This is a genomic window from Brevundimonas sp. R86498 (assembly GCF_044598075.1).
Taxonomy (GTDB): Bacteria; Pseudomonadota; Alphaproteobacteria; order Caulobacterales; family Caulobacteraceae; genus Brevundimonas.
Map to the genome: position 1 here is coordinate 542,702 of NZ_CP139004.1, position 26,077 is coordinate 568,778.

General features: G+C 68.3%; 31 protein-coding genes and 1 riboswitch. Of the genes, 17 read left to right on the forward strand and 14 right to left on the reverse strand.

The genetic code is table 11. From position 1 onward, the window contains the following. Positions 1-122: 122 nt before the first annotated feature. From rpsT to mutM, 6 genes are all read right to left on the reverse strand, one after another. Positions 123-392, reverse strand: coding sequence for a 30S ribosomal protein S20 (gene rpsT / locus SJY26_RS02675; RefSeq protein WP_013270743.1), 270 nt, complete (start codon positions 390-392; stop codon positions 123-125). 230 nt (positions 393-622) lie between these two features. Next, on the reverse strand, positions 623-1,411 hold the full coding sequence (locus SJY26_RS02680) for an enoyl-CoA hydratase-related protein (RefSeq protein ID WP_396594617.1): 789 nt from the start codon (positions 1,409-1,411) through the stop codon (positions 623-625). Positions 1,412-1,523: 112 nt separating this feature from the next. Then, a complete protein-coding gene (locus tag SJY26_RS02685) occupies positions 1,524-1,775 on the reverse strand; it encodes a helix-turn-helix transcriptional regulator (protein WP_396594618.1) in 252 nt (83 codons plus the stop codon). Continuing rightward, positions 1,772-2,239, reverse strand: coding sequence for a hypothetical protein (locus SJY26_RS02690; RefSeq protein WP_396594619.1), 468 nt, complete (start codon positions 2,237-2,239; stop codon positions 1,772-1,774). The genes SJY26_RS02685 and SJY26_RS02690 overlap by 4 nt, the downstream gene beginning before the upstream one ends. Positions 2,240-2,326: 87 nt before the next feature. Beyond that, the gene (locus tag SJY26_RS02695) at positions 2,327-2,878 is read right to left on the reverse strand and encodes a DUF1697 domain-containing protein (RefSeq protein ID WP_396594620.1); all 552 of its coding nucleotides are present in this window, start codon (positions 2,876-2,878) and stop codon (positions 2,327-2,329) included. A gap of 2 nt (positions 2,879-2,880) precedes the next feature. Continuing rightward, positions 2,881-3,744, reverse strand: a complete 864-nt coding sequence (gene mutM, locus SJY26_RS02700; RefSeq protein WP_396594621.1) for a bifunctional DNA-formamidopyrimidine glycosylase/DNA-(apurinic or apyrimidinic site) lyase — start codon at positions 3,742-3,744, stop codon at positions 2,881-2,883. 184 nt (positions 3,745-3,928) lie between these two features. Here mutM and SJY26_RS02705 point away from each other — a divergent pair, with 184 nt between their 5' ends. Together SJY26_RS02705 and SJY26_RS02710 are read left to right on the forward strand one after the other, a co-directional pair. Continuing rightward, entirely contained in the window at positions 3,929-4,756 is an 828-nt protein-coding gene (locus tag SJY26_RS02705) for a phosphatase PAP2 family protein (RefSeq protein ID WP_396594622.1), read from the forward strand. Positions 4,757-4,800: 44 nt separating this feature from the next. Further along, the gene (locus SJY26_RS02710; RefSeq protein WP_396594623.1) at positions 4,801-5,073 is read left to right on the forward strand and encodes a hypothetical protein; all 273 of its coding nucleotides are present in this window, start codon (positions 4,801-4,803) and stop codon (positions 5,071-5,073) included. Here SJY26_RS02710 and SJY26_RS02715 read toward each other — a convergent pair. Further along, positions 5,070-6,218 (reverse strand): DNA cytosine methyltransferase, encoded by a 1,149-nt coding sequence (locus SJY26_RS02715; protein ID WP_396595693.1) that lies wholly within the window; start codon positions 6,216-6,218, stop codon positions 5,070-5,072. The genes SJY26_RS02710 and SJY26_RS02715 overlap by 4 nt on opposite strands. Before the next feature lie 112 nt (positions 6,219-6,330). Here SJY26_RS02715 and SJY26_RS02720 point away from each other — a divergent pair, with 112 nt between their 5' ends. Further along, positions 6,331-6,765, forward strand: coding sequence for a COG3650 family protein (locus tag SJY26_RS02720; protein ID WP_396594624.1), 435 nt, complete (start codon positions 6,331-6,333; stop codon positions 6,763-6,765). Between the two features lie 16 nt (positions 6,766-6,781). Here SJY26_RS02720 and SJY26_RS02725 read toward each other — a convergent pair whose 3' ends face one another. Beyond that, positions 6,782-7,207: a hypothetical protein gene (locus SJY26_RS02725; protein WP_396594625.1), complete on the reverse strand. Its 426-nt coding sequence runs from the start codon at positions 7,205-7,207 to the stop codon at positions 6,782-6,784. A 71-nt stretch (positions 7,208-7,278) separates the two neighbouring features. Here SJY26_RS02725 and SJY26_RS02730 point away from each other — a divergent pair, with 71 nt between their 5' ends. The 3 genes from SJY26_RS02730 to SJY26_RS02740 all read left to right on the forward strand — a co-directional run bounded on the left by SJY26_RS02730 (position 7,279) and on the right by SJY26_RS02740 (position 9,963). Further along, positions 7,279-8,385, forward strand: a complete 1,107-nt coding sequence (locus SJY26_RS02730; protein ID WP_396594626.1) for an acyltransferase family protein — start codon at positions 7,279-7,281, stop codon at positions 8,383-8,385. A 71-nt stretch (positions 8,386-8,456) separates the two neighbouring features. Next, the gene (locus SJY26_RS02735) at positions 8,457-8,981 is read left to right on the forward strand and encodes a CHAP domain-containing protein (protein ID WP_396594627.1); all 525 of its coding nucleotides are present in this window, start codon (positions 8,457-8,459) and stop codon (positions 8,979-8,981) included. 22 nt (positions 8,982-9,003) lie between these two features. Further along, complete coding sequence (locus tag SJY26_RS02740; RefSeq protein WP_396594628.1) at positions 9,004-9,963, forward strand: magnesium transporter CorA family protein; 960 nt, start codon at positions 9,004-9,006, stop codon at positions 9,961-9,963. A 63-nt stretch (positions 9,964-10,026) separates the two neighbouring features. Here SJY26_RS02740 and SJY26_RS02745 read toward each other — a convergent pair whose 3' ends face one another. Beyond that, a complete protein-coding gene (locus SJY26_RS02745) occupies positions 10,027-10,869 on the reverse strand; it encodes a lipid A-modifier LpxR family protein (protein WP_396594629.1) in 843 nt (280 codons plus the stop codon). A gap of 188 nt (positions 10,870-11,057) precedes the next feature. Continuing rightward, a complete protein-coding gene (locus SJY26_RS02750; protein WP_396594630.1) occupies positions 11,058-12,887 on the reverse strand; it encodes a ribonucleoside-diphosphate reductase subunit alpha in 1,830 nt (609 codons plus the stop codon). 334 nt (positions 12,888-13,221) lie between these two features. Between SJY26_RS02750 and SJY26_RS02755 the strand changes: the two genes are divergently transcribed. From SJY26_RS02755 to SJY26_RS02770, 4 genes are all read left to right on the forward strand, one after another. Beyond that, positions 13,222-13,998 (forward strand): phosphatase PAP2 family protein, encoded by a 777-nt coding sequence (locus tag SJY26_RS02755; protein WP_396594631.1) that lies wholly within the window; start codon positions 13,222-13,224, stop codon positions 13,996-13,998. Between the two features lie 3 nt (positions 13,999-14,001). Then, positions 14,002-14,100: riboswitch (yybP-ykoY riboswitch) on the forward strand. Positions 14,101-14,282: 182 nt separating this feature from the next. After that, positions 14,283-14,849, forward strand: coding sequence for a TMEM165/GDT1 family protein (locus SJY26_RS02760; protein ID WP_396594632.1), 567 nt, complete (start codon positions 14,283-14,285; stop codon positions 14,847-14,849). A 73-nt stretch (positions 14,850-14,922) separates the two neighbouring features. Then, entirely contained in the window at positions 14,923-17,070 is a 2,148-nt protein-coding gene (locus SJY26_RS02765) for a response regulator (RefSeq protein ID WP_396594633.1), read from the forward strand. A gap of 65 nt (positions 17,071-17,135) precedes the next feature. Then, the gene (locus tag SJY26_RS02770) at positions 17,136-18,314 is read left to right on the forward strand and encodes a serine hydrolase domain-containing protein (protein ID WP_396594634.1); all 1,179 of its coding nucleotides are present in this window, start codon (positions 17,136-17,138) and stop codon (positions 18,312-18,314) included. Between the two features lie 30 nt (positions 18,315-18,344). Here the strand turns inward: SJY26_RS02770 and SJY26_RS02775 are convergent, their stop codons facing one another. The 3 genes from SJY26_RS02775 to SJY26_RS02785 all read right to left on the reverse strand — a co-directional run bounded on the left by SJY26_RS02775 (position 18,345) and on the right by SJY26_RS02785 (position 20,373). Next, positions 18,345-19,025 carry a glutathione S-transferase family protein gene (locus SJY26_RS02775; protein ID WP_396594635.1) on the reverse strand — a complete coding sequence of 227 codons (681 nt, stop codon included), beginning with the start codon at positions 19,023-19,025 and terminating at the stop codon, positions 18,345-18,347. Between the two features lie 105 nt (positions 19,026-19,130). Further along, positions 19,131-19,829 (reverse strand): MgtC/SapB family protein, encoded by a 699-nt coding sequence (locus SJY26_RS02780; protein WP_396594636.1) that lies wholly within the window; start codon positions 19,827-19,829, stop codon positions 19,131-19,133. A gap of 67 nt (positions 19,830-19,896) precedes the next feature. Beyond that, a complete protein-coding gene (locus SJY26_RS02785; protein WP_396594637.1) occupies positions 19,897-20,373 on the reverse strand; it encodes an Lrp/AsnC family transcriptional regulator in 477 nt (158 codons plus the stop codon). 143 nt (positions 20,374-20,516) lie between these two features. Between SJY26_RS02785 and ald the strand changes: the two genes are divergently transcribed. The 3 genes from ald to SJY26_RS02800 all read left to right on the forward strand — a co-directional run bounded on the left by ald (position 20,517) and on the right by SJY26_RS02800 (position 22,516). Further along, positions 20,517-21,635: an alanine dehydrogenase gene (gene ald, locus SJY26_RS02790; protein WP_396594638.1), complete on the forward strand. Its 1,119-nt coding sequence runs from the start codon at positions 20,517-20,519 to the stop codon at positions 21,633-21,635. Between the two features lie 78 nt (positions 21,636-21,713). Next, the gene (locus tag SJY26_RS02795; RefSeq protein WP_396594639.1) at positions 21,714-22,073 is read left to right on the forward strand and encodes a DUF6152 family protein; all 360 of its coding nucleotides are present in this window, start codon (positions 21,714-21,716) and stop codon (positions 22,071-22,073) included. 95 nt (positions 22,074-22,168) lie between these two features. Beyond that, positions 22,169-22,516, forward strand: coding sequence for a hypothetical protein (locus SJY26_RS02800; RefSeq protein ID WP_396594640.1), 348 nt, complete (start codon positions 22,169-22,171; stop codon positions 22,514-22,516). A gap of 48 nt (positions 22,517-22,564) precedes the next feature. On the opposite strand, the gene SJY26_RS02805 is transcribed toward SJY26_RS02800, so the two are convergent. Continuing rightward, positions 22,565-23,326 (reverse strand): hypothetical protein, encoded by a 762-nt coding sequence (locus tag SJY26_RS02805; RefSeq protein WP_396594641.1) that lies wholly within the window; start codon positions 23,324-23,326, stop codon positions 22,565-22,567. A gap of 106 nt (positions 23,327-23,432) precedes the next feature. Between SJY26_RS02805 and obgE the strand changes: the two genes are divergently transcribed. The 4 genes from obgE (at position 23,433) to rsfS (ending at position 26,065) form a co-directional block, all read left to right on the forward strand. Further along, positions 23,433-24,485 carry a GTPase ObgE gene (gene obgE / locus SJY26_RS02810; protein WP_396594642.1) on the forward strand — a complete coding sequence of 351 codons (1,053 nt, stop codon included), beginning with the start codon at positions 23,433-23,435 and terminating at the stop codon, positions 24,483-24,485. A gap of 50 nt (positions 24,486-24,535) precedes the next feature. Next, positions 24,536-24,718, forward strand: coding sequence for a hypothetical protein (locus SJY26_RS02815; protein WP_396594643.1), 183 nt, complete (start codon positions 24,536-24,538; stop codon positions 24,716-24,718). A 71-nt stretch (positions 24,719-24,789) separates the two neighbouring features. Beyond that, positions 24,790-25,443 (forward strand): nicotinate-nucleotide adenylyltransferase, encoded by a 654-nt coding sequence (locus SJY26_RS02820; RefSeq protein WP_396594644.1) that lies wholly within the window; start codon positions 24,790-24,792, stop codon positions 25,441-25,443. Between the two features lie 130 nt (positions 25,444-25,573). Continuing rightward, positions 25,574-26,065, forward strand: a complete 492-nt coding sequence (rsfS, locus tag SJY26_RS02825) for a ribosome silencing factor (RefSeq protein WP_396594645.1) — start codon at positions 25,574-25,576, stop codon at positions 26,063-26,065. Positions 26,066-26,077: the final 12 nt, after the last annotated feature.

Here is a 26,077-nt window from a genome sequence, read left to right on the forward strand (position 1 = left end):
GCACACGGCGAAACGGCGAGTCAGCATGTGCTGGCTCGCCGTTGTTAACGCTGATTTTTTCTGTGACAGAGGCGTGAACCGCCTCAAAAACCTGTCCGTACGGACGGGTCGACTTTGGTCGATCAGGCGGCCGACATCTTCTTCAGCTGGGCGTGCAGGCGCGAGACCTTGCGCGAGCCCGTGTTCTTGTGAACCACGCCCTTGGTGACGGCGCGCATCAGCTCGGACTGGGCCTCGACAAAGGCGCCCTTGGCGGCCTCGGCGTCGCCCCCCGTCACGGCTTCCTGAAACTTGCGCAGGAAGGTGCGGACGCGGGTGCGGCGCGACTTGTTCACTTCGGTACGCGCGGCGATCTTGCGGATCGCTTTCTTGGCGCCGGGATTGTTGGCCATCGTCAAACCTATCAACGGAAACGCCGCGGACACCCCGTCCACGGCGCGGAAATCTTCAAGAGCGGGCGGCTATAGCGGAAGGGGGTGCGGGGGTCAACGCGAGTCTGCGGGGGCGAGGCAGTAGGAAGTAGGAAGTAGGCAGTAGAAGAAGGAGGCGGGGCCCTGCAGAGGCCGCCCGCACGCCTCCCCTATTGCCTACTGCCTACTGCCTACTGCCTACTGCCTACTGCCTATCTGCCTCGAAACACCGGCTTCCGCTTCTCGACGAAGGCGGCCATGCCCTCCTTCTGGTCCTCGAAGGCGAAGAGGGAGTGGAACAGGCGGCGTTCGAACTGGACGCCCTGGGTCAGGGTCGTCTCGAGGGCGGCGTTGACCATCTCCTTGTTGGCCATGACCGCGAGCGGGCTCTGGGCCGCGATCCTCGCGGCGATCTTGCGGACCTCGTCCATCAGGGTCTCGTGCGGGAACACCCGCGACGCCAGACCAGCGCGTTCGGCCTCGGCGGCATCCATCATCCGGGCGGTCAGGACCATGTCCATCGCCTTGGCCTTTCCCACCAGCCGGGTCAGCCGCTGCGACCCGCCGATGCCGGGCGCGACGCCCAGGTTGATCTCGGGCTGGCCGAATTTGGCGCGGTCGCTGGCGACGATGAAGTCGCACAGCATGGCCAGTTCGCAGCCGCCGCCGAGGGCGAACCCGTTGACCGCCGCGATGATGGGCTTGCGGAACCGGGTGATCCGGTCGTGGCCGAGGGCGAAATAGTTGCCGGTGTACATCTCGGCATAGGACTGCTCCGCCATCTCCTTGATGTCGGCCCCGGCGGCGAAGGCCTTGTCGCCCGAGCCGGTCAGGATCAGGCAGCGGACGCTGTCGTCTTGCTCCACGGCGTCCAGAAAGGCCGCCAGATCGGCGAACAGGGCCGCGTTCAGCGCATTCAGCGCCTCGGGCCGGTTCAGGGTCACCACGGCATAGCCGTCGGCGTGCCGCTCGATCAGCAGGTTGGCATAGGTGTCGGTCATGGCGGGCTCCGTTGGAGGCCGAGGGCTTATCAAGTGACCGGCCGAAAAAACAGAGTCCGTTGAGTCCGTTGAGTCCGCTTCGTCCCGACCGGAATGCCTTGGAGAAGACAGTCTAGGGCGATGATACGCCAGAAGCGGTCGTGCCTGACCCGTCCCATTGAAACACGTCGGTGATCGACACCCCGAAGACGGACGCGATGCGAAAGGCCGCTTCCAGACTGGGCGAATATTTTCCCTGCTCCATGGCCACGATGGTCTGGCGGGTCATGCCGATCCGCGCGGCGAGGTCGGCCTGGGTCATCTCCCCGGCATGGAAGCGAAGTTCGCGGATCCGGTTCCGGATGGGTGGAGCCCCCCGGGTCACCGGCCCCGCCTGAGCAGATACAGGGTGAAGCCGAACCGGGTCAGTTCCGACAGGACCACACAGGCGACCAGCAGATTGGCCAGCACCACCATGGCCGCCGGGCCTGTAAACAGGGCCTGTCGCGTCAGCGCGCTGATCCAGGTTGCCGAGGCCAGGCTGATCACCAGGACGATCAGAAGCGACATCGACACATGGCTGGCCTTGAACGCCGCCAGCATCTCGCGCTCGTCGCGGGTCTCGCGGTCAACCTTTGCCGTGGTCAAGGTTGCGAGCACCGTCAGGGTGACCTCGATCACGGCCACCACGAACACCGCCCCGGCAAAGCCGAGGCCCATGATCAGGGCGAAGCGCGGATCGTCCATTCCGCCGCTGACGACCCGGTCCACCAGCTCGCGGAAATAGATCGACCACACCACCACCGTGGCGAAGACGCTGATCCAGAGATGCTTCTCGCGAAACGACATAGGCCCCTCCCGCCGCAGGACGCGGCACGGCGAATGTCACCCATTCCGGACATCATGTCTATTATTTTTTACATTACGTCCGATTTTTCAGACACCAACCATCGCCGCGAGCTTGACCACCGTGTTCCAGTTCCGCCCCGTCCCGACCCCGATGAGGCGCGGCGCGGCCTTTTCCGCCATGCGCGACGTGCCCATTCCGTGGGGGTGCCAAAGGAACAGGGCGTCGCCACCGGGAAGCGAAACCGGCTCGACCCGTTCCTCGCCCGAAGCAAAGCCCCGCAGGGCCTCGACCGCGCCAGCCGCGATCCCGGCCTTCATCACCATGACCAGAAGTTTCGAGCCACCGCCGTCGGAGGCGGCCTCGGCGGCGAAGGGATTGGACGTCATCAGGGCACGCCATTCGTCGGGCGTGCGGACCATGACCTCGATCCGACGACCGAAATGCCCCTCGATGGCCGCCTCCAGCCGGGCCTCGACCTCGGCGGGTGCCGCGTCGCTGTCGACCACCAGATTCCCGCTGGCCAGCAGGGTCCGGGGCGCGTTGAACCCGGCCTCCAGCGCCACGGCCTGAAGCGCGGTCATGATCACCTTGACCCCGCCGACATTGACGCCCCGCAGCAGACAGATCCGCCGATCCATGGTCATCGCTTCTGGCAGGACGGACAGAAGAAGGTCGAGCGCCCGCCCTGGACGATGCGCTTCACCACCCCTGTGCAGCCCTCCGCCAGACAGGGCTGGCCCTCGCGGCCATAGACATCGAACCGATGCTGGAAATAGCCGGCGTTGCCGTCGGCGCCGGCGAAGTCGCGCAGGGTCGAGCCCCCCGCCGCGATGGCGTCGCCCAGCACCTCGCGCACCACGACCGCCAGCCGTTCCAGCCGCGGCCGGCTGACCTTGCCCGCCGCCACCAGCGGCGAGATCCGCGCCCGGTACAGGGCCTCGCAGACATAGATATTGCCCAGACCGGCCACGATCCGCTGGTCCAGCAGGCTGACCTTCACGTTCTGCTTTTTCCCGGCGAAGGCCTCGGCCAGATGGGCTCCTGAAAAGCCGTTACCCAATGGCTCGGGCCCCAGCCCTGCGAACCAGGGATGGGCCTCTATCCTGTCGGTGGCGATCAGGCCCATGAAGCCGAAGCGGCGCGCATCGGCGAACCCGATCCGGGTCGCGGTCCCGTCGCGCAGGGCGCACAGGCTCATGTGTTCGTGCTTGCCCGCGATCGGTGCGGCCTCCTCGAACTCGCCCAGTTGTTCGCCGTCGACGGTGAACCGGCCGGTCATGCCCAGATGGGTCACCCAGGTCTCGCCGGTCGAAAGGGCGGCCAGGAGATATTTGGCGCGCCGGTCGATCCGCTCGACCCCGGCCCCCTCCAGTCGTTCGACAAAGCGCTCGGGAAACGGAAACCGGAGGTCCGGGCGGTTCTGCCGCACCCGGCCCAGACGCGCGCCCACCAGCACCGGTTCAAGGCCCCGACGGACCGTCTCGACCTCGGGAAGTTCGGGCATGGCCCGCTGTAGCGCGGCGCTGGCTCCGGGTGAAGCCAGGCCGTCGGGAGCCGTTTGCAGCGGGCACGGAGGGTTCGACACGCGACTGACGCGGCACTGACGCTGAACACCCTCATTTCCGTGACGCCGCTGCAACACGACCCGGGCAAGGCGTGAGGTCACACGGCTCGATTTGGGGGAATCGATGACGGACCTTTCGACCATTGGCGTCGTTCCGGCGCGCGAACCGCGGCGCGTCTGGACCCTGCGCGGGCTGCAGCGCGGCGTGACCCGGGTGCGCCTGTCCCTGGCCGCCGGCCTGCGGGCGGACGAGCCCCTGACCGTGGCGCTCGGCGTGACGGTGGCCCTGTCGCTGTACTTCCTTGTGGTTCCGGGTGTGGACCTGGCCATCAGCGCGCTGTTCTTCAGTGCCGACGGCTTCGCCCTGGCGCAGAACCCGGTCCTGCGAGCCCTGCGGAAATCCTCCAGCTGGGTGCTGGGCCTGATGCTGCTGGGGCTCATCGGCGAGGTCGCGGTCGGACTGTGGCGCGGGCGGGGCCGGTTGCGGGGCCATGCCCGCCGCGCCGCCGTCCTGCTGGCCGGGCTGGCGCTGGGATCCGGGGTGGTGGTCAACGGCCTGCTCAAGGGACTCTGGGGCCGCGCCCGCCCGATCCAGATCGACACCTTCGGCGGCGACGCGGCCTTCACGCCCGCCTGGACGATCAGCGACAACTGCGCCAGCAACTGTTCCTTCGTCTCGGGCGAGGCGTCCTCGGCGGCCTGGATGGTGGCCGTGGTGGTGCTGATGGTGCCGGCGGAGCATCGCCGCTGGGCCCTGCCGGCCGTGCTGGCCTATGCCGGGGCGCTGTCGCTGAACCGGCTGGCCTTTGGCGGCCATTTCCTGTCGGACATCCTTCTGTCCTGGGCCCTGACGGCGCTGGTGCTGACGGTCCTGTACCGTCTGACCCTGTCCTGCCCGCGACAGGCGCGGCGGCTGCGCCGGGCGCGCCGGCAGGTGGCGATCGCCGGTTGATCGTGCCGCAGGCGAGGCGCGCGGTGCCGTGGTATGATCACCTCATGCCCGCCTCGCCGCTCCGCCTCTGGCTCCTGACCCTGTTTGCCCTTGCGGTCTCCGCCGGGGCCACCTGGGGGCTTGGGCTGTTCTGGACGGCGATCGGCGGGGGTGCCCTGCCCCTGCACGGCTGGATCGCCATGGGTCTGGGGATTATCGGCACGGTCGGTCTGGCTTGGGGCCTGATGGCCCTGGCGTTCAAGTCGAACAAGGAGGGCTGGGACGATCGTGTCGACAACCGGCTGGACCCGGGCCGGGACGAACCCGACCCCTACTAGGCCGCTGCGCGCCGCCCCGTGAGCGCGGGCCAGAGCAGGCCGTCGGACAGGGCCCGCACCACGGGCACGGCCACCGCGTCGCCCATCAGTTTCAGGGCTGCGGTCTCCGCGACGGGCAGGCGGTAACTGTCCGGCACCCCCATCAATCGGGCCGCCTCGCGCCCCGCGAGCCGGCGCGCCCGGACCGAACTGTCATCGCAGACAATCACATACTGGCGTGACGACCCGCCGGCGGGCGTCCGGAGGCAGCCGGCCAGCCCGTCCAGCCTCAGCTCCAGACGCTGCATCTTGACGCCCGCCTCCATCCGCACCCGGCGATAGGCCGCCGCCACCCGGCGCTCGCCCGAGGCCCGGGCCGCCTCCAGCCGCGCGCGATGCAGGGGGCCGGCGAGGGCCAGCAGGGCCTCGGTCTGGTGCGCTGACAGCCAGTCGACCGCCGCGTCCGGCTCCAGCATCGCGGCGAGATCCAGGTTGCGGCGAGGCGGGACCGGTAACGACCACCATGCCCAGCCGGTCCTGACGGCGTCCGGCAACCGCGCGTGGGCGGCGACCAGACGGGGGCTGTGAAAGGGCCCGGACGGGCCGGCCTGCTCCACCCCCTCGATCCCGCGCAGGGCCACAATGAACAGGCGCGGCCGCGACTGGGGCAGCCACAGGGCGGCATCCATCTCCAGCGCGCCGACGCGGTAGCCGGCCTCGACAAGCGCGGCACAAACGGTGGCGAAATCGGCACCTGCCCCCGAGGTCAGCAGGCCGGTCACATTCTCGATCACGATCGCGGGCGGCCCTCGTCCCTCGGCGTCCAGCCCCTGCATCAGCCGCCAGAAGCCCCAGAAGGCCCCCGACCGGCGTGCCGCCAGACCCGCCCGCGCGCCCGCCAGACTGACATCCTGACAGGGCGACGACGCCCAGGCGAGATCCGCTCTTCCGGGCAGATCCAACGTTTCCAGCGTCCAGACATCGCCCTGATGGATCAGGCCGGAGTGATTGGCGCGCCAGCTGGCGACCTTGGCGGCATCAATGTCATTGGCGAACAGGGTCCGGAATCCCGCCAACCCCAGCCCCGCCAGCCCGCCGCCGGCGAAGAACTCATAGACGCCCGGTGCCTCCGGAACAGTCGCGGCACGGGCGGGGCGAATCGGCATGGTCCGAGCATAGGCGCCTGGGCCGACCCGGGCGATGGCCCCTTCGGACACCGCCTCTTGACCCTTCGGCCGCCGGCTGCGTTTGTCCATCGACCCACTCCGGAGCCTGTCCATGCGTGCCGCCCTCGCCCTTGTGATGCTGTCGCTGGCCGCCTGTTCCGAGCCAGCCCCGCCGGCCCAGGCCCCCGCTGCGCCCGCCGAACCCGTGATGCTGGGCGGCGTCGACCTGAACCAGCCCCTGCGGGTGCTGGGCACAGAACCTTTCTGGAGCGTGGAGATGACGCCCGAGGCCCTCGTGTATTCGACCCCGGAGGGGGAAGGCCTGCGGTCCTCCAACCCCGGCCCGACGGTCCAGGGCACCACCGCCGTCTATGCCGCCGCGACGGCCGACGGAACCGCCCTGGTGGTCACCCTGATCGCCACCGAATGCTCGGACGGGATGAGCGACCGGGTCTATCCCCTGACCGCCCGGGTCGAGGCGGCCAACGAGACCCTCAATGGCTGCGCCGCGCCGATCGCCCAGTTGAACAGCTCGCCCGCGCCCTGATCGGCGCGCGACGCCGTTACCCGTCCCCCAGCAGCGGCCCCACGCCCGGGACGCTGCGGACGGCCTCGCCGAGCAGGTCACGACCCGTCGCGGCCCTGACCTGATCCCGGGCGGCGGGCAGCAGGCGTTTCAGCTCGGCCTTGCCGACGTTGTGGGCCTTCAGCCGTTCGAGCAGGCCCATCGCCTCGGCCACCGCCGCACCCGAGACGCCGCCCGCGCTGGCCATCAACCCGCCGAACAGCCCCCGCCGGGGACGTTCGGCCGCCTTCGACCGGGCCGCCGCCTCCGCGCCTGACACGGCGGCATAGAGGGCGTCGCGGTGTTCGGGCGCGGCGTGGCGGTCCAGCAGGCCCAGCGCCCCGGTCAGGGCCGCGTGCGCCTGCGCGTTGGAGAGGCCCGCCGCCGCCGCCGCACCGGTCACCACATCGTCGAAACTCGCCATGCCGGCTCCTGAATCCCTTGAATTCGGCCCGCTTAACGGTTCCGGAACGCCGAAGGCTGCATAAGGCCTCGATGAGCCAGCTGGAAACCCCCGCGGACCTGCGCCCCCTGACCGCCCTGCGGTTTCTGGCGGCGATGTGGGTCGCGCTGTTCGCCTTCTGGCCGGACCTCGACGTCAACGTCATCCCCAACCTGGTGGCCAAGGGCTATCTGGGGGTCGAACTGTTCTTCGTCCTGTCGGGGTTCATCCTCAGCCACGTCTATCTGGCCGCCCATGGCGAGAAGCGGTTCCACTACGGGTCGTTCCTGTGGGCCCGGCTGGCCCGGGTCTATCCCCTGCATCTGGCCACCTTGCTCGGGGTGGGGGTCCTGGGCCTGGGGGCCGTCGCCGCCGGCCTGGCCATCAACGGCAACATCCTCAGCTGGGCCTCCCTGCCGGCCAATCTTCTGATGGTCCATGCCTGGGGTTTCGCGCCCGAAGCGGGCTGGAACCATCCGTCGTGGTCGATCTCGGCCGAATGGTTCGCCTATCTGGCCTTTCCCCTGTTCGCCGCCGTGGCGTGGCGGCTGCGCGAGCGACCCGTCGTGGCGGTCGTCGGGGCCATCGCGTTTCTGGTCGGCCTTTATGCTGCCTTCGAGGCCCTCGCCGGCTTCCCCCTGACCCAGGCCACCATCGCCTGGGGCGCACTGCGGATCGTGCCGTGTTTCGCCCTGGGCTGCGCCCTGTATCTGGTGCATCGCCGGTTCAGCCTGCCCCGGCCCGGCTGGATCGCGGCCGGGTCCGCGGTCACCCTGATCGCGGCGGCCTCGCTCCAGGCTCCCGACGCCCTGATCGTGCCCCTGTGCGGCGGCCTGATCCTGGCACTCGCGGCCCTGCCCAATGCCCGCGCCGGCTGGCTGGCCTCGCGCCCGGCTGTCTATCTGGGGGAGATCAGCTATTCGGTCTATATGGTCGTGGTGCCGTGGAAACTGCTGGCGGTGAACGCCGCCTCGATGCTGACCGGAGGCGGCGACCGGCTTCAAGTTTTCGTGTGGCTCAGCGTGGTTCTGACCCTGCCGCTGGTGGCGGCGATCTCCTACCATCTGGTCGAATACCCCGCCCGGCGGGCCCTGAGGGGTCTGGCGGAGCGCCGCGCCGCCCGCGCGCGGGCGCGTCAAAACGATCCCCAACTCGCCTGAGACGGGTCTTCACCCCTCGCTAACCTTCCTCTAGGAAGAGTGCAGGGCGTAACAATCGGACACAATCCAGCATGACAAAACGGATCACCGCCGCCCTGGTTGCTGGCTGCCTCGGGTTTTTCGCCCTGTCGCCCGCGACCGCCAAAGCCGACGATCCGTACTGGCAGTGCGTCACCTTCGCCCGCATGTTCTCGGGCATCAACATCTTCGGCGACGCCTGGACCTGGTGGAACCAGGCCGTGGACCGGTTCCAGACGGGCCGGGCCCCCGCCACCGGCTCGGTGCTGGTGTTCCGTCCTGAAGGGCGGATGAGCCGGGGCCATGTTGCCGTCGTCTCCGACATCCTGACGGACCGCGTGATCCGCGTGACCCACGCCAACTGGGGCGGAAGCCGCGGCAAGGTGGAAGAGAATGTGACGGTCGTGGACGTCTCTGGCCAGAACGACTGGAGCCAGGTCAAGGTCTGGTACAATCCGATCCGCGACCTCGGTTCGACCGTCTATCCGACCTACGGTTTCATCTACAACGGCACCCGCGACGCGCTGGAGGCGGGTCGGCAGATGGTCTCGACTGCCCCCGCTTCGGGCCAGCCCTGACCCTCCGGCGCACCCCGCCCCGATGATCCGCCTGTACCGGGCCGGGGAGACGCACGCCGAGGCGTCCGACGTCTTGCCGGGCTGGACCCTGCCTGCAGACGTCCTGTGGATCGATCTGGTCCGTCCCACACGTGAGGAGGAGACGGTCGTCGAGGCCGCGCTCGGTCTCGGCCTGCCGACACCGGAGGAGATGGCCGAACTGGAGGCCTCCAGCCGGCTGTATCGGCAGAACGGGGCCGTCTTCCTGATCGCCGACCTGATGCACCATGGCGATGAGGACCTGCCAGCCCTGGCGCCCACCACCTTCGTCATCACAGACGGACCGCTGGTCACCATCCGCTACGTCGATCCAAAACCGTTCTCGATGCTGGACGACCGGCTGGAGCGCGAGCCCGCCCTTTGCCGTTCCGGGCACGAGGTCTTTCTGACGCTGATGGAAGCCGTGATCGACCGGCTTTCGGACGTTCTCTCGGGCAATGCGGCCCATGTCGAGGCGGTATCCAGCCATGTCTTCACCCAGACCAAGACCGTCGGCTTTGACCGGCTGATCACCAAACTGGGCCGCGCCCATATGGCCAATGCCCGGATCGAGCAGAGCCTGTCAGGCTTGGCCCGCATTTTTGCTTTCCTCGGCCCCGACGACCGGTTCGAGAAGGATGTCGAGATCCGCGAGCATCTGCGTTCGCTGGGCCGCGACGCCTCATCCCTGATCGTCCATGCCCAGGCTGTGGCAGCCAGCATCAATTTTCAGCTGTCCGCAGCCCTGGGCCTGATCAACATCGAACAGTCGTCGATCATCAAGATTTTCTCGGTGGCCTCGGTCTGCTTCCTGCCGCCGACCCTGATCGCCTCGATCTACGGCATGAATTTCGAGCGTATGCCAGAGCTGTCGGAACCGTGGGGCTATCCGGCCGCCATCGCCGCCATGGTCGCCGCCGCCGTTCTGCCGCTGCTGTGGTTTCGCGGGAAGGGGTGGCTGTAGTGGCTGGTGGCTAGGATGTGGCTGGCGGTCTTGAGCCCCCGATCACCCGTCACCAGCCACCCATCACCATTCGGGCTTGATCGACAGCTGGAAGGCCACCAGCCCCTCGGTGACATCGTTGTCTATGCCGCGCCCGCTGCGCAGGCCCTCAGCCTCGATCTCGCGATAGACGATGCCGAACGAGCCCTGCATGTCGCCGCGTCGCAGGGCCACACCGATCGACGCATCCCCCAGGAAGGCCCCCGAGTCCCGGCTGACGCCCGATCGGGCGAAGTCCCCGTCGCGGTTGCGCGCGAAATTATAGCCGACCGCCGTGCCCGAGCCTGCCGCATACAGGTACCACCGCGCCCGCTGGCCGAAGGCGTCGGAGCCTTCCGGAACCATGTCGCCAAAGTCGGAGCCGATCTTCAGGGTCGCACCCGCCTCGGCGCGTCCGCCCCGGTCGCCCACGCCGATGCCGGCGTGAGGTGTAAGCGACACTTCCAGACCGGAAGCCGTATACCCGCGTGCCACCGGCCAGCCGCGCGTATAGGTCAGATCATACCCGTCTGCGTCAAAAGTGGCCGCATCCAGAGGCGTGAGAGGCAAGGGCGACCCGTCGGCCCGCCGAACCAGACCCCGGGTTCGCAGCCGCAGCCGGTCGGAGTAGCCCTCGGTCTCGCGCCAGACCTCGTGGGTGGTGGTCGCGGCGAAGGCGTTATGCGGCTCGCCGGAGGCAAAATCGGGAGATGAGAGTTCGGCGGTCGGCTGGAGGGCAGGTCCAAAGCCACGGTCGGTGGCGAGGTCAAAACCCGCCTGGCGATTGAGCCGTGCGGTGATACTGGCCGGATTGACCGAGCCGCTTTCCGACCAGCTCTGGTCGACCCACGTCTGGGCGACAGCCGGGGCGGCAAGGGCCGCCAGCACGAAAACACCCGGAACAATGGCCTTAGGACAGATCAACGGTCCCCTCACAGTCCGCTAACAGGACCTACCCTGCACCGGAATCCCGTCAGGTCCAATCGCGATTTTGCGACACCTTCCTGACATGATCGTCCAACGCGAAGTCTCGTCTCTGCGGTTCCCCTGCAGGGTAATGTGGAAGGGTTAGCGTCCTATTGGCAGGCCAGACATTCGTCGTAATCGGTGCGCGCGGCCGAGAACAGATCGGGCTGATCCGGGTCGATTTCGACCTCGGCCTTGTCCTCGGCTCCCGCGAAGGCGGCGCGCTGCACGGACTTGGAGCGCAGATAGTACAGGGATTTCACGCCCCGCTCCCAGGCCGACCAATGCAGCATGTGCAGGTCCCATTTGTTGACGTCGCCCGGGATGAACAGGTTGATCGACTGGGCCTGGCAGATCTCGGGCGAGCGGTCGGCCGACAGTTCGACGACCCAGCGCTGGTCCAGTTCGAAGGCGGTCTTGAAGACCCCCTTCTCGTCGTCGGTCAGCATGGTCAGGTGCTGGACCGAGCCCTCGTGCTCGAGGATCGAGGACCACACCGCGTCGGTGTTGGCCCCGTAGCCGTCCAGCAGCTTCTCGAGATAGGGGTTCTTGACCGCGAACGAGCCCGACAGGGTCTTGTGGGTATAGATGTTGGCCGGGATCGGCTCGATACCGGCGCTGGTACCGCCACAGATGATGCTGATCGAGGCGGTCGGGGCGATGGCCAGCTTGTGGCTGAACCGCTCCATCACGCCGCGCTCGGCCGCGTCCTCGCAGGCGCCCTTTTCTTCGGCCAGCTTGACGCTGGCCTTGTCGGCCTCGCGGCGCAGGTGTTTGAACAGCCGCATGTTCCACGACTTGGCCATGGCACTCTCGAACGCCACGCCCTGGGCCTGCAGGAAGGAGTGGAAGCCCATCAGGCCCAGACCCACCGAGCGCTCGCGCCTGGCCGAATAGACGGCGGCGGCCATCTCCGGGGGCGCGCGGGTGATGAAGTCCTCCAGCACATTGTCGAGGAAGCGCATCACGTCCTCGATGAAGCGCGGCTCCTCGCGCCACTCCAGGAACATCTCGGCATTGACCGACGACAGGCAGCAGACGGCGGTGCGGTCGATGCCGAGGTGGTCGGGGCCGGTGTGCAGCATGATCTCGCTGCACAGGTTCGACTGCTTCACCTTCAGCCCCAGCTCGCGCTGGTGCTTCGGCATCTGGCGGTTCACCGTGTCGGAGAAGATCAGATAGGGCTCGCCGGTCTGCAGCCGGATCTCGAGGATCTTCTGCCACAGGCTGCGGGCGTCGACGAGCTTCAGCACCTCGTCGTTCTTGGGCGAGCGCAGGCCGAAGGTGGTGCCGGCCTTGACCGCCTCCATGAACTCGTCGGTGATGTTGATGCCGTGGTGCAGGTTCAGGGACTTGCGGTTGAAGTCGCCCGAGGGTTTGCGGATCTCGAGGAACTCCTCAATCTCGGGATGGTGCACGTCCAGATAGACGGCGGCCGAGCCCCGACGCAGCGAGCCCTGGCTGATCGCGAGCGTGAGGGAATCCATCACGCGGATGAAAGGGATGATGCCGCTGGTCTGGCCCGCGCCCTTGACCTTCTCGCCGATCGAGCGGACGCCGCCCCAGTAGGTGCCGATGCCGCCGCCGTTCGAGGCGAGGGAGACGTTCTCGTTCCAGACGCGCTGGATGCCGTCCAGGCTGTCCTGGACCGAGTTCAGGAAGCACGAGATGGGCAGGCCGCGTGCTGCCCCGCCGTTCGACAGCACGGGGGTCGACGGCATGAACCACAGCTTCGACATATAGTCATAGACGCGCTGGGCATGGTCGTGGTCGTCGGCATAGGCCGTGGCGACCCGGGCGAACATGTCCTGATAGCTTTCGCCGGCCAGCAGATAGCGGTCCTCCAGCGTCTTCTTGCCGAAGTCCGTCAGCAGGTCGTCACGGGTCCGGTCCAGGTCGAGGCTGCGCACCACCGTCAGATGGGGACGCTCAGACGCCACCGCCCCGGCACTCACGCCCGGAATCGTCGAGCAATTCAACCGTCTTCAAAGCTTCGCCGCCAGCCATAACCGTATTGTCCTGAACCAAAACGTCGGAAAACTCTCGGCGCTGCGACCACTGCATGTAGTGGCCGAAGCGCGCCCCGAACCAACATATGGGGCGCAGATGCCTAACGACCCGTCAACGGGCTTGACGGACGATTTCCTCGCGAATCATCTCGCGACAGGGGATGAGCCTGTGCAAAAGCCGACGACGACCGCGCTACGGCTTTCGGTGCTCCTGATCACGAAGCCGTGATCGGGAACGCCGGGACAGCTTGACCGTTTGCCGCCGATGCAACCTGTCAAAATCGTCCCGTTTCTGCGCCGCGCCACGATGGTTGCCCGCGGCGAATTCGCCGCTCTTGGCGCGCTGGGTATCATGGCCTTCGGTATCCTGACCTTTGTCAGCATCGCCGACGACCTGACCGAGGCCGACGGCCAGGAGTTTGACGGCATGGTGCTGGACTGGATGCAGCCGGTCGCCGGTCAACCCCGGGGTCCGTGGTGGATGCATGAGGCGGCGGCGGACCTGACCTCGCTGGGTGGCATCGCGGTCCTGGCCCTCTTCGCCGTTGCAGCCATCGGCATCCTGCTGATCCAGCGCAAACGCCTTTCCGCCGCCCTGCTGGTCGCCGGACTGGTGGGAGGTGTGGGCCTCAGCGAAGGCCTCAAGGCCGTGTTCGAACGTCAGCGCCCCCCGACCGATTTTCAGGTTGTGGACACGCTGAACGCCAGCTTCCCGTCCGGCCATGCCCTGCTGGCCACGGTGTTCTATCTGACGGTCGCGGTGCTCATGACCCGCGCCTTTCCCCGCCGACGTCTGAAGGTCTATGTCTTGGGCGTCGGCATCCTGTTTGCCCTGCTGGTCGGCCTGACCCGGGTCTATCTGGGGGCCCACTGGGCCACGGACGTCCTCGCCGGCTGGTGCGTCGGGGCCGCCTGGGCCATGGCCCTGTGGCTGGTCAGCTACGGGGTCGAGCGCCGCCAGCGCCGCCACCACGCAGCGCTGGTCGACGATACGACGCCCGCTTTCGACCCCGGCCTTGCCACTCCGGACCTCAGGGGCTAAACGCGCCGCGTCATCGGGGAGTAGCCGCCTGCATCTCCCGGCAGGGCCCGCGTCAACATACTTCCACCCTCCCGGGGGTGGATGGCGCGGGCGGAACATTCCTGCGGCGGCCACGATCGGCCGCCGCTCACGTCCCTCAAGCAGCGAGGCCCCGCGGGCCGAGCGGTAGGGACAAAAAAGGATGCTTCTGGCAAGACCGCTGGCTTTCGCAGGGACACTCCACGCGGGGCCCCGGTTGCGAACGCCAACGGTCTCATCGCCGCGGCCCCGCGCATCGACGTGTCTTGAACGCCTTTCTGATTTCCACCGGTCTCGTCTCCATCGCGGAGATCGGGGACAAGACCATGCTGCTGGCCCTGGCCCTCGCGGCCGCCTGGCGACGCCCTGTCCCGATCATTCTCGGCATCTTCGTCGCCACCCTGCTGAACCACGCCTTCGCCGCGCTCGCGGGGACCCTAGCCGCCCAGTATCTGGACGGTCCATGGATGCGCTGGATCGTCGGCCTGTCCTTCCTCGGCTTCGCCGTCTGGGCCCTCATCCCCGACACGCTCGACGTGCGCGACGAGGAGGCGGTCGAGAAAACCTTCGCCGGCGTGTTCTGGACCACAACGGCCGCCTTCTTCCTCGTCGAGATGGGCGACAAGACCCAGATCGCCACGGCCGGCCTCGCCATCCGGTTCGAGAACCTGCCCCTCGTCGTGGCCGGCTCAACGCTGGGCATGATGCTGGTCAACGGTCCCGCGGTCCTGCTGGGCGAGGCCGCGGCCCGACGCCTGCCCCTGGCGCTTATCCGCATGGGTGCGGCGGCGGCGTTCGCGGCGACCGGCCTGTGGGTCCTGCTGGCCGGGTAACGCGGTTTGTCCGACCCAATGCGTTAACTCCCCTGTGTCATAACTGTCGCATCGGATCGCGCGGAGAGGCTTGATGCAGGGGCGCTGGCGGATTTTCCGCCACGAGGCAGGACAGGCGGCCGGACCTCCGGCCTGGGCCTATGTGGCGCTGTTCGGTGCCAGCCTGCTGCTCGGCGTCTGGAGCGCGGGCAAGTACAACGCCGTGGTCATGTGGCCGGCCAATGGCGTGCTGCTCGCCGCCTTCCTGCAGTTGCACCGCCGCAAGGCCATCGCCGCCCTGTCCATCTGCCTCGTGCTGAATGTGGCGGCCGGGCTCGTCCGGGGGGATCCCCCGCTCTTCCTCTGGCTCAATGTGGCGCTGAACTTCGCCCAGGTCTTCATCGCGGGAACCATCGCCCGCCGGGTTTGTGGCGCCGCCCTGGACCTGCGTCGCCCGCGCCGGCTGCTGGCCTTCGCCACCCTCGCCGTGACGCCTGCGGTCCTGTTCTGCACCCTCATCGCGGTCAATACTGTCGCCGTCGTGCGGGACTACCCGGCGGCGCTTCACCTCTTCACCTTCCAGCGCTTTTTCGCCATGGAGGCGCTGGGCCTGTTGACCATCACGCCCATCCTGCTGCTGCTGGCCCGCCGCCACCGGTTCCGCAACGACGTCTCCAGCAGCGGTGCGCTGGAGGCCACCGGCCTGATGGCCATGGTGGCGGCCGTCGCGATTGTGATCTTCGCCCAGTCCAGTGCGCCACTGCTGTTCCTGATCTTCCCGGCGGGCCTGCTGCTGGTCTTCCGCATGTCCCCCACCGCAGCGGCAATCTCCATACTGATGATCACCGTGATCGGGGGCTTTGCAACGCTGAACGGCCATGGGCCCATGACCCTGCAGCGCATCCCCGACATTCCCGACCTGGCCCGGGTGCCCGACGTCCTGCACCACCTCCAGATCTTCTACGCCTTCGTCCTGACGATGATCGTCACGGCCCTGCCGACCAGCACCATCGTCTCGGAGCGGCGGCGCATGATGGCCCGGCTGGAGGCCCGCGCCCGGGCCGCCAGGACCGCGATGCGTCAGGCCGAGGCGGCCAATGCCGCCAAATCCCGCTTCCTGGCCCTGATGAGTCACGAAATGCGCACGCCGCTGCATGCCGTGGTCGGCTACTCCGAGCTTCTGACCCGTCGCCCGGGCCTCGCCCGGGAGGCCCGGGCCCAGGCCGACGAGATCCAGCGCTCCGGGGCGGCGCTTCTGACCCTGGTGGAGGATGTGCTGGAAATCTCGCGCGGCGACACCATCGCCTGCCTGGACTCGGTCGATCCCGCGATCCTGGTGGAGGAGGTCTGTGCGGCGGCCCGTGACGCCGCTGCCGCAAAGGGGCTGCCGATCCGGTCCCTCGTCCGGTCGGGGGCCGGCGCGGCTGTGCTCGCCGACCCGCGCCGGCTCCGGCAGATCCTGAACCGGCTGATCGCCAATGCGATCAAGTTCACCGCGAGGGGGGAAATTCTTGTGACCGTCGCCCGCGAGGGCGACATCACCGTCCTGCGCGTCACGGACACGGGCCCCGGAATCGACACCGCCCTCGCGGTCAGCCTGTTCCAGCCCTTTGTCCAGGCCGACGACACCATTGGCAGAGCGCATGTCGGGGCGGGTCTGGGACTGGCCGTCGCCCGCCGTCTGGCCCGCGACATGGGCGGGGACATCGTTCTGGAAGGCAGCTCCCCCCTCGGCTCGACCTTCGCCGTCCGCCTTCCCCTTCCCCCGGCCACGACAGAGCCGGCCCCGGCGCCCAGGACCGATTCCCACGGGCCGGCCCGGCCCGAGGCCCCGTTGCCCGCGGCGCGGGTTCTGATCGTGGACGACCACCCCGCCAACCGCGAGGTGGCGCGTCTCATGCTTTCCCCTCTCGGATGCCAGACCTTTGAGGCGACCGACGGCGAGGAGGCGGTGGTCATGGCCAGCACGGCCCCCTTCGACCTGATCCTGATGGATGTGCGCATGCCCGGGATGGACGGCCTCGCGGCCACCCGGGCCATCCGCGCCCTGCCGGGTCTGGCCGGCCGCACCCCGATCCTGGCCGTTACCGCCGACGCAATGCCGGAGGACGCGGCCCGCTGTCTGGACGCCGGCATGAATGGTCACCTGGCCAAGCCGATCACCCATGCCTCGCTGTTCGACGCTATCGGCAAGGTCACGGCCAACTCATCCCCCGCCGTGCCGAACTCGGCCGCCGCCTGAGCGGGATCCGCTTCCCTTTGCCCCGGCCGCACGGCAATCTGGCACGGTTCCCGGAGACCTGACCGATGATCCGAACCGTCCAGCTGGCCCCCGTCTTCCTGTGCCTGCTGCTGGGGGCGTCACCGGCTCCGGCGCAAACGCCCCCGACTCCGGCGCAGGCGACACCCACCCCCTTCGCCATTCCAGCGGACATGCAGGTGCTGTTCTGGCCGGCGGAGCGGCGCGAGCGCGACCTGCGCCGGATGCCCGAGCTCATCCCCCACGCGCGCATCGCGCCGTCCCCCACGCCCCGCCCCCTGCCGGCGGGGGCCCCGCTCGCGCTCGACCCCTCGGCCTTCATGGAGGCGGAACGGGTCGCCGGCCTGCTGGTCATTCACCGGGGTCAGGTGCGGCTCGAGCGCTACGGCCTCGGCCTGACACCAACGGACATCTGGGACAGTTTCTCGATGACCAAGTCCCTGACCGCGACCCTGGTCGGGGCGGCCGTGGCCGAGGGGGCGATCCGGTCGACCGACGACCTCGTCACCGACTATCTGCCCGATCTCGCCGGCGGGGCCTATGACGGCGTCCGGATCGACCACGTCCTGACCATGACCTCCGGAGCCCGGTGGGACGAGGACTATACCCGGGCCACCTCCGACGTGGCCCGCTTCTATCTGACGCCCCCGCCGGCCGACGCCGACGCCACCGTGGCCTATCTGAAAGCCCTGCCCCGGGCCCATCCGCCCGGCGAGCACTGGAACTACAACACGGGCGAGACCAATCTGATCGGTGTGCTGGTGGCCCGCGCCACCGGTCGGCCCCTCGCCGGGTATCTGAAGGAAAAGATCTGGGACCCGGCGGGGATGGAAAGCCCGGCCTTCTGGATGCTGGACGCCCAGGGCCGGGAGTCCGGCGGCTGCTGCGTCTCGGCCACCCTGCGCGACTGGGGCCGGGTCGGTCTGATGGCGCTGGAGCGGGGCGTGGTCCCGGGCGGCCAGATCGCCACGCCCGACTGGTTCGGGACGGCCACGGCCCAGAGGATCGACTTTCCCGAAAACGACCGAGGCTACGGCTCCCAGTGGTGGACCCGCGGGGAAGGGGCCCAGTTCGAGGCCGCCGGAATCTTCGGTCAGTTGATCCATGTCGACCCGACCCGCGACCTGGTCGTGGTCTTCCTCGCCGCCTGGCCCACGGCGACCGGCCGCCAACGTTCCGACGCCCGCCTGGCCATGATCGAACAGATTCGCACCGCGCTGGAGTGAGGCGGCGACCGGTGGCGGTCCGGCCTGACCTCAGTCCCCGGGCACCGGCCGGGCGTCGGCATAGTCACCCTCGAACGGAAAGCGATCACGCCAGAAGGCCGCCAGTTCGGGCAGGGCATCCACCCGCCGCGCCACGGCACCCAGCCGGGGAGCCACCGCGTGGAACCGGGGCCGCAGCGGCCGCCAGCGACTGACCACGGCGATATAGAGATCCAGCACCGACACCGTGTCGCCGAGCAGGAACCGGCCCTCCGGAGCGAGCTCCCGCTCCATCACCGCCCAGCAGTCCGAGATCCGCTCCGCCGTCCGCGCCAGCAGCACGGCCTGGGCTTCCGGATCGTCCCCCGCCAGCCGCGACGGCACATCCCGGGGCCAGTACATGGAGTAGATGGAGGCCGGGATGAAGCACATCCACCTGAGGAACCGCCCCCGCAGGGGATCACCCGCGGCCGGTGCCAGCCTGGCGTCCGGATAGCGTTCCGCCAGCCAGATCAGGATGGCCGCGCTCTCGGTCAGGGTCTCGCCCTCCGGGGTCACCAGCGCCGGCAGCTGCCGCATCGGATTGACCGGAGCCACCCGGTCCCGCTGGTGATCGCCTTCCCAGGTCGGGGCCTCGACCACGCGATAGGGGGCACCGATCAGGGTCAACGCCGCCTCGACCGGAACCGAGCCCGAACCCGCCGCCCCATAGACTGTGTAGTCTGTCGCCATGGCGTTTCCTCCCTCGACCGCGACCGGGCATCGACCGGGCCTGTCGCATTCTGGAGCGGCTTTCCGCTGGTGCCGAGACCGCCGGCACCGTTTTCCGCGCGGATGTCAGTCGTCGCGCGGAACCAGACGATAGCTGCCGAGGCCGGTGACCACCCCGAGCTGCGTCGCCAACTGCTCGATCTCCGCCGGACTGGCCAATGTCAGCCGCCAGGTTCTGCGCAGCGTCAGCCCGTCCGGCATCAGTTCGTACACCGCCGGCCAGATCTCGCCGTCGAGGGCTGCCAGCCGAGCCTCGACCTGGGCCGCAGTCGAGCCTTCCGTGCGGGCCCACTGGACCTCGAGATCGACGACCGGCCGCGCCGGCAGGCGTGTGTTGACCAGACGGAGGATCATCAGGATGACCACCGTGATCACGGTCCCAAGGGCACCGAGCGCGAACAGGCCCGCACCGAACAGGATGCCGATCGCGGCCGTGATCCACAGGGACGCAGCCGTGGTCAGGCCATGGATGAAAAAGCCGGTGCGGAAGATCACCCCGGCGCAGAGAAAGCCGATACCGGTCAGTATCCCATGCGCCATGCGGGTCGGGTCGGTGACGATGTTCTCGTCCGGCAGATGGGCGAAGGCCCAGTCCGCCTGGGAGGTGGCGGCCAGCATGAGCAGGGCGGAGGCCAGGCTGACGAGGATATGGGTCCTCAACCCGGCCGGTCGTCCGCGCCACTCCCGCTCGAAGCCGATCAAACCCCCCGCGATCACCGCGCCGAGAACAGGAAGAAGGGTGCCACCGGGATTGTCGAAGATCATCTCGCCTAACGGCGGCTCCAGCCCCCTCGTTCCGACGGCGACGCGGAGCCACACTGCGTGGCCCGGGTCAGACCGGAAGGGCCCCACGCTTGACCACCGTGCGCATCGCCACGCTGGACGACACCCGCGTCACCCCCGGGATGGTCGTCAGCGCCTTCGCGTGAACCCGCTCCAGATCGTCGACGTCGCGCACCACCAGCCGCAGCAGATAGTCGGACCCGCCGGTCATCAGATAGCATTCGACCACTTCCGGCACGGTGGTGATGGCGGTCTCGAAGGCGGTCAGGGCGCTCTCGGCCTGGGACGACAGGGTCACGGTCACGAAGACGCTGATCGGCAGCCCCACGGCCCGTTCATTGATGATGGCCGCGTAGCGGCTGATGACCCCGGACACCTCCAGCGCCCGAAGGCGGCGCAGGCAGGCGCTTTCCGACAGGGCAACGGTCCGGGCCAGGTCGCTATTCGTCATCCGTCCGTCCGCCTGCAGCGCACGGAGCATCTTCCGGTCGGTTGCATCGAGAGCGACAGCAGAAACACTCTTCATCACGGTCCTTAGCGCAAGTTTCTGCGACTTTACGCCGATTAGTCACTGAAAAGAACAGGAACTTGCCACTCGCCTCTCGCTAGAACGTGATGCATCGCCTTCGCGCCCGCCCGGCCCGGGGGGTCCTGTCCCGGAGAGACCAGATGCGCGTCGGCGTCCCCAGAGAGATCAAGAAGAACGAACACCGGGTCGGTCTGACTCCGACGGCGGTCCGTGAATACGTCGCGCACGGTCATACGGTCGGGGTCCAGACCGGGGCCGGTCTGGGCGCGGGCTTCACCGACGAAGACTATGTCCGCGCCGGGGCCGCGATCGTCGCGGATGCCCCGACGGTCTTTGCGAACTCCGACATGATCGTGAAGGTGAAGGAGCCCCAGAAGGTCGAGTGGGAGATGCTGCGCGAGGACCAGATCCTCTACACCTATCTGCATCTGGCCCCCGATCCCGAACAGACGAAGGGCCTGCTGGCGTCGAAATGCGCGGCCATTGCCTATGAGACCGTGACCGACGCGCGCGGCGGCCTGCCGCTGCTGGCCCCGATGTCCGAGGTCGCCGGCCGCATCGCCGTCTTCTCGGCGGCCGAGACCCTGCTGAAGCACAACGGTGGCATGGGTCTGCTGTTCTGCGGCGTGCCGGGCGTCGCCCCTGCCCGCGTGCTGGTGCTGGGCGGCGGGGTCGTCGGCCTGAATGCGGCCCGCATGGCCATGGGCCTGGGGGCCGAGGTAGTGGTGCTGGAACGCTCGATCCCGCGCATGGCCTATATCGACGAGGTCACCAACGGCCGCGTCATCACCCGCTATTCCTCGATCGGCGCGATCGACGAGGAGGTGGTCAAGGCCGATGTCGTGATCGGCGCGGTGCTGGTCCCCGGTGCCGAGGCGCCCAAGCTGATCAAGAAGGCCCACCTGAAGCAGATGAAGCCCGGCTCGGTGCTGGTTGACGTCGCCATCGACCAGGGCGGGTGTTTCGAGACCAGCCACGCCACGACCCACGAGGACCCGACCTACACCGTCGACGGTGTCGTCCACTACTGCGTCGCCAACATGCCCGGGGCCGCGCCGCGCACGTCTTCCGAGGCCCTGAACAACGCCACCCTTCCGTTCGGACTGGCGCTCGCCGATCACGGACTGGAGGCGCTGCGGAAGGATCCGCATCTGGCGCGCGGCCTGAACGTGCTGAAGGGCGAGATCACCTATCCGGCGGTCGCCGAGGCCATGGGCCTGTCCTGGAGCGATCCGTTCGGGGTCTGGGCCAAGGGCTGAGCCTGCGACAGCAGGCCGCGGGAACGGGACGACAGGTGCGGCGATAATCTGGAGGGCATCAGACTTTCGGAGGCTCACATGTCATCCCGTCTCTCCTGGGCTGTCGCAAGCGCGGCGGTGGTTATGGCGACCGCCGGTGCCGCCCTGGCTCACCACGGCTGGAGTTCCTACAATGCCGATCGCGTGATGCGACCCACGGTGGAGGTGCTGGAGTCGCACTGGGGTAGCCCTCACGGCAGCCTCGTTGTCATGCTGGATCAACAGCGTTGGGACGTCGTGCTGGCACCCGTCTCACGGATGCAGGCCCGGGGTCTCGTCGCGGACGATATCGCCGTGGGCCAGACCGTAACGGTTGAGGGCTATCCGCGACGCGACGGCACGCGCGAGATGCGGGTCGAGCGGATCACCGCGGGCGGCAAGACGGTCGAACTCCGCTGATCGCGGAGTTTGCGTCGGTCGTCGAGGCCTCCGCCTTCGCCCGGTGGTCGGCCGGCTCCGCGCTCGCCTATCCGCTCGCCAATGTCGCCCATGTTGTGGGCGTCATCCTTCTGGTGGGATCCATCGGCCTCCTCGACCTGAGGCTTCTGGGCTATGCGCGCGCGGTCGCGCTCGACGACCTCGCGCGTGCCCTTACCCCGCTTGCCCTTGCCGGGTTCGCGATCGCCGTGGCCAGCGGAACGATCCTGTTCGCGGCGGACGCTGCGGCATTGGCGGTGTCTGCGGTTTTCCGGCTGAAACTTTTGCTGCTTGTCGCGGCCGGGGCCAACGCCCTTGCGTTCCGATGGCTGTCGGCCCTTCCCCTCGCCCGGGGCCTGGCCCTTTTGTCGCTGGTTCTGTGGCTGGCGATCGTCATCGCGGGCCGGATGATCGCCTATCTCTAGAGAGTCTTCTGTCTCCCTCTCCCCGTGCGGGCCCTTTGCGGGAGAGGGTTACGCCTTCACCGACGCCCCGCTCGCTGCCGGATCCGGCGCTCCCGTCGGGGCCATGTCGATCGCCTTCTCAAGCTCGGCCAGCTCCCTGTCGGCGGCCTTCCAGTCGTCCTTGTTCGGTGCCTTCAGATGGGCCCAGTCGGCCTTGATCTTCTCGCGCGCCTCCTTGAGCTCGGCGACCGCCATCTTCACCTGCTCGAAAAAGCCCCGGTCGGTCATGGCCGCGCCGAGCACGGCCTCGGCCCGGTCGGCCGTCGCGTCTCGCCAGTCGGCGATCCCGAAGGCGGCGGCATAGGCGGCCTGGCCCCGTTTCATCTCCGCATCGGCCCTGGCGGTTTCAGCCTCGATACCGATGTCCTTCGGCTCAGCCGGCAGGCCGTCAAAGGCCTCGTCCGCGACCTTGCGCGCATCCTTGGCATCCCGGCCCATCATGGCCATCTCGCCGTCGGTGACGTTCCGGCCGCCCGCCTCGACATAGTCCTTCACCGCCGACTTCAGCTCTTTCGCCAGCTCGGCGGTCATCTTCAGCCCCGCCCGGGGGTCGATCCCGACCATCAGCATCAGGGCGTCGCGGCGTTCCCGGACGGCCTGGACCCGTTTGGCCGCCATCTCCTTCTTCATCGACTTCTGTGCGTCGCGCATCTCCATCAGCGACGGCAGGCCGAAGCCCGGCGACGGCTCCTGCGCAGGCGCGCGCGGGTCCCTGAGCGGCGTGCGCCAGACGGGCAGTGGCTGGACCGAAAGGGTCGTCATCGAGATCATTCTGATCTCTCCGTGGTGTTCGCCGACACCCTGCATCCGCCACGCTTTCGATCCGCTTAAGCGCCCCTGCCTGTAAATCGCCGCTCTCTTGGGCTATGGGCGCGCGATGAAGTTCCTCGACCAGGCCAAGATCTACATCCGCTCCGGCAACGGCGGGGCGGGCTCCGTCTCCTTCCGGCGCGAGAAATTCATCCCCAACGGCGGCCCGGACGGCGGTGACGGCGGCAACGGCGGCCATGTCTGGGTCGAAGCCGTCGAGGGCCTGAACACCCTGATCGACTATCGCTACCAGCAGCATTTCAAGGCCGCGACCGGCGGCCACGGCCAGGGCCGGCAGATGCACGGGGCCAAGGGAGAGGACGTGGTCCTGCGCGTGCCCGTCGGCACCCAGGTTCTGGGTGAGGACAAGGAGACGGTCGTCCTCGACATGACCGAGGCCGGCCAGAAGGAGCTGCTGCTGTCGGGCGGCAACGGCGGCTGGGGCAACACCCGCTTCAAGGGGCCGATCAACCAGGCCCCGCGCCACGCCAACCCCGGTCAGGAAGGCCAGGAACTGTGGATCTGGCTGCGGCTGAAACTGATCGCCGATATCGGCCTGGCCGGTCTGCCCAATGCGGGCAAGTCGACCTTCCTCGCGGCCGCCAGCGCGGCCCGGCCCAAGATCGCCGACTATCCGTTCACGACGCTTGCTCCCAACCTCGGCATGGTGGACCTGAGCCCCGGCGAGCGGTTCGTGATCGCCGACATCCCCGGCCTGATCGAGGGGGCCTCGGAAGGGGCAGGGCTCGGCACGCGGTTCCTCGGCCACGTCGAACGCTCGGCCTCGCTGATCCATCTGGTGGACGGGACCCAGGACGACGTGGCCGAGGCCTACCGGATCATCCGGCACGAACTGGATGCCTATGGCGAGGGTCTGGCCGACAAGCAGGAGATTCTGGCGCTCAACAAGATCGATGCCCTGACGCCCGAGGCGCGCGAGGAAAAGGCGGCCGAGCTGGAGGCTGTGGCCGGTCGCCGGCCCATGCTGGTCTCCGGCGTATCGGGCGAGGGCGTGCCCGAACTGCTGCGGGCCGCCTGGGCCGAGGTGAGGAAGACGCGCGGCGAGATCGACGCCGAGGGCGACGAGCTGCCGTCCCGGGACGCCGCCTGGGCCCCCTGACACGGAACCGCACGGCCATCCCGTTCGCTCTCCTGCAAACGGAGCGACAGATGACGGATCGAGAGCAGACACGCGGGCGCGAGAAGAACGGGGCCATTCCGGGTGGCCAGCCTGACGCGAAAACCCCGGACGACGCGGTGAGGCGCACCGGCCGCCAGGAGCGGAATTCGGCTGGACCAGACGGTCCCAACGCGGCCGAGGTCGGGGACACCTTCAAGAAGACGGGCGGATAATCGAGGGCGACAGCCTTCGGACCGCATGTTAGCTCCGCCGTGAGCATAAGCCCTTGCGAGCGCGCGCCGCCTTGTCCTTTTTCCATGCCGGTCCCGCGCCCCAGTCAGGCGGTCCCCGCCCGGGGGCACTGAGAGACGGCCTGAACCTCGCGGCCGGGATGAAGGTCGGGCTGTTTGGAGGGTCGTTCAATCCGGCCCACGACGGCCACGCCCATGTGGCCGAGACAGCGCTGCGGCGGCTCGACCTGGATCGGGTCATCTGGCTGGTCTCGCCGCAGAACCCGCTGAAGGACCGGCATCAGACCGCGCCCCTGGCCGAGCGTATGCAGTCGGCGCGCACCGTCGCCCGGCCGCCGCACATGGTGGTTTCGGATTTCGAGACCCGGGTCGGGACCAGCTGGACCGTCGACACCCTGCGGGTGCTGAAGCGTCGGCACCCCGGCGTCCGCTTCGTCTGGCTGATGGGATCGGACAATCTGGAGAGCTTCCATCGCTGGCGCGGCTGGACCGACATCATGCGGATGATGCCGGTCGCTGTGGTCGCCCGGCCGGGCAGTCTGCTGGAAAGCCGCTCTGCGCCCGCTGCGCGACGCTTCGCCGGACAGCGAGTCTCGTCCAGCGAGGCGCGGATGCTACCCCTGATGAGCGCACCCGCCTGGACCTATCTGACGGCACCGCTGAACCCCAGTTCGTCCACGGCCCTGCGCGCCGCGAAATGGCCTTGAGCGGCGCGGGTGACGTTTTGGCCCATTCGTGCTAGGGAACGTCTTTAGTGAACCCTCCCGGAGCCTTCCGCTGACCCCCTCGCCCGCGCACGATGCGCAAGAAGACGCTGTTTCCAACACGGCCCAGGAGATGGAGCCGATCGCGCCCATCCAGTCAGAAGACGGTCCGGACGAGGACCTTTCGGACGACTCCGCCGCCGACTTCCCGCTGTTCGGGGCAGACGCCGACGATGCCGACGACGCCCCCAATTTTGACCGTCAGGGGCCAGTGCCGACCGGCAGCACGCCGCTGGAGACGGCCCTGCTCTCCAAGCTGGATGAGGACAAGGCCCAGGACATCGTCCTGATCGACCTGAAGGGCAAGTCGCCCATGGCCGACACGATGATCGTGGCCTCGGGTCGCTCGCACCGTCACGTGGGCGCGCTCGCGGACCATCTGCTGCGCACCCTCAAGGAACAGGGTCTGGGCCGCGCCAAGGTCGAGGGGCTGCCGCACTGCGACTGGGTGCTGATCGACGCCGGCGATGTGATCATCCATCTGTTCCGGCCCGAAGTGCGGCTGTTTTACAACATCGAGAAGATCTGGGCCGTCGACAGCGCCCACCGCACCGCCAACGCGTAACCCCGGGCTGCG

Excerpts from the sequence above, each read along its gene's own strand:
- rpsT (WP_013270743.1), bottom strand. The coding sequence starts at position 392 with ATGGCCAACAATCCCGGCGCCAAGAAAGCGATCCGCAAGATCGCCGCG.
- SJY26_RS02765 (WP_396594633.1), top strand. The coding sequence starts at position 14,923 with ATGCAGGGGCGCTGGCGGATTTTCCGCCACGAGGCAGGACAGGCGGCC.
- SJY26_RS02695 (WP_396594620.1), bottom strand. The coding sequence starts at position 2,878 with ATGGATCGGCGGATCTGTCTGCTGCGGGGCGTCAATGTCGGCGGGGTC.
- SJY26_RS02755 (WP_396594631.1), top strand. The coding sequence starts at position 13,222 with ATGCAACCTGTCAAAATCGTCCCGTTTCTGCGCCGCGCCACGATGGTT.
- SJY26_RS02690 (WP_396594619.1), bottom strand. The coding sequence starts at position 2,239 with ATGTCGTTTCGCGAGAAGCATCTCTGGATCAGCGTCTTCGCCACGGTG.
- SJY26_RS02815 (WP_396594643.1), top strand. The coding sequence starts at position 24,536 with ATGACGGATCGAGAGCAGACACGCGGGCGCGAGAAGAACGGGGCCATT.
- SJY26_RS02730 (WP_396594626.1), top strand. The coding sequence starts at position 7,279 with ATGAGCCAGCTGGAAACCCCCGCGGACCTGCGCCCCCTGACCGCCCTG.
- SJY26_RS02725 (WP_396594625.1), bottom strand. The coding sequence starts at position 7,207 with ATGGCGAGTTTCGACGATGTGGTGACCGGTGCGGCGGCGGCGGCGGGC.
- SJY26_RS02705 (WP_396594622.1), top strand. The coding sequence starts at position 3,929 with ATGACGGACCTTTCGACCATTGGCGTCGTTCCGGCGCGCGAACCGCGG.
- ald (WP_396594638.1), top strand. The coding sequence starts at position 20,517 with ATGCGCGTCGGCGTCCCCAGAGAGATCAAGAAGAACGAACACCGGGTC.
- SJY26_RS02680 (WP_396594617.1), bottom strand. The coding sequence starts at position 1,411 with ATGACCGACACCTATGCCAACCTGCTGATCGAGCGGCACGCCGACGGC.
- SJY26_RS02735 (WP_396594627.1), top strand. The coding sequence starts at position 8,457 with ATGACAAAACGGATCACCGCCGCCCTGGTTGCTGGCTGCCTCGGGTTT.
- SJY26_RS02770 (WP_396594634.1), top strand. The coding sequence starts at position 17,136 with ATGATCCGAACCGTCCAGCTGGCCCCCGTCTTCCTGTGCCTGCTGCTG.
- SJY26_RS02780 (WP_396594636.1), bottom strand. The coding sequence starts at position 19,829 with ATGATCTTCGACAATCCCGGTGGCACCCTTCTTCCTGTTCTCGGCGCG.
- SJY26_RS02775 (WP_396594635.1), bottom strand. The coding sequence starts at position 19,025 with ATGGCGACAGACTACACAGTCTATGGGGCGGCGGGTTCGGGCTCGGTT.
- rsfS (WP_396594645.1), top strand. The coding sequence starts at position 25,574 with ATGGAGCCGATCGCGCCCATCCAGTCAGAAGACGGTCCGGACGAGGAC.
- SJY26_RS02740 (WP_396594628.1), top strand. The coding sequence starts at position 9,004 with ATGATCCGCCTGTACCGGGCCGGGGAGACGCACGCCGAGGCGTCCGAC.
- obgE (WP_396594642.1), top strand. The coding sequence starts at position 23,433 with ATGAAGTTCCTCGACCAGGCCAAGATCTACATCCGCTCCGGCAACGGC.
- SJY26_RS02710 (WP_396594623.1), top strand. The coding sequence starts at position 4,801 with ATGCCCGCCTCGCCGCTCCGCCTCTGGCTCCTGACCCTGTTTGCCCTT.
- SJY26_RS02785 (WP_396594637.1), bottom strand. The coding sequence starts at position 20,373 with ATGAAGAGTGTTTCTGCTGTCGCTCTCGATGCAACCGACCGGAAGATG.
- mutM (WP_396594621.1), bottom strand. The coding sequence starts at position 3,744 with ATGCCCGAACTTCCCGAGGTCGAGACGGTCCGTCGGGGCCTTGAACCG.
- SJY26_RS02720 (WP_396594624.1), top strand. The coding sequence starts at position 6,331 with ATGCGTGCCGCCCTCGCCCTTGTGATGCTGTCGCTGGCCGCCTGTTCC.
- SJY26_RS02715 (WP_396595693.1), bottom strand. The coding sequence starts at position 6,218 with ATGCCGATTCGCCCCGCCCGTGCCGCGACTGTTCCGGAGGCACCGGGC.
- SJY26_RS02795 (WP_396594639.1), top strand. The coding sequence starts at position 21,714 with ATGTCATCCCGTCTCTCCTGGGCTGTCGCAAGCGCGGCGGTGGTTATG.
- SJY26_RS02805 (WP_396594641.1), bottom strand. The coding sequence starts at position 23,326 with ATGATCTCGATGACGACCCTTTCGGTCCAGCCACTGCCCGTCTGGCGC.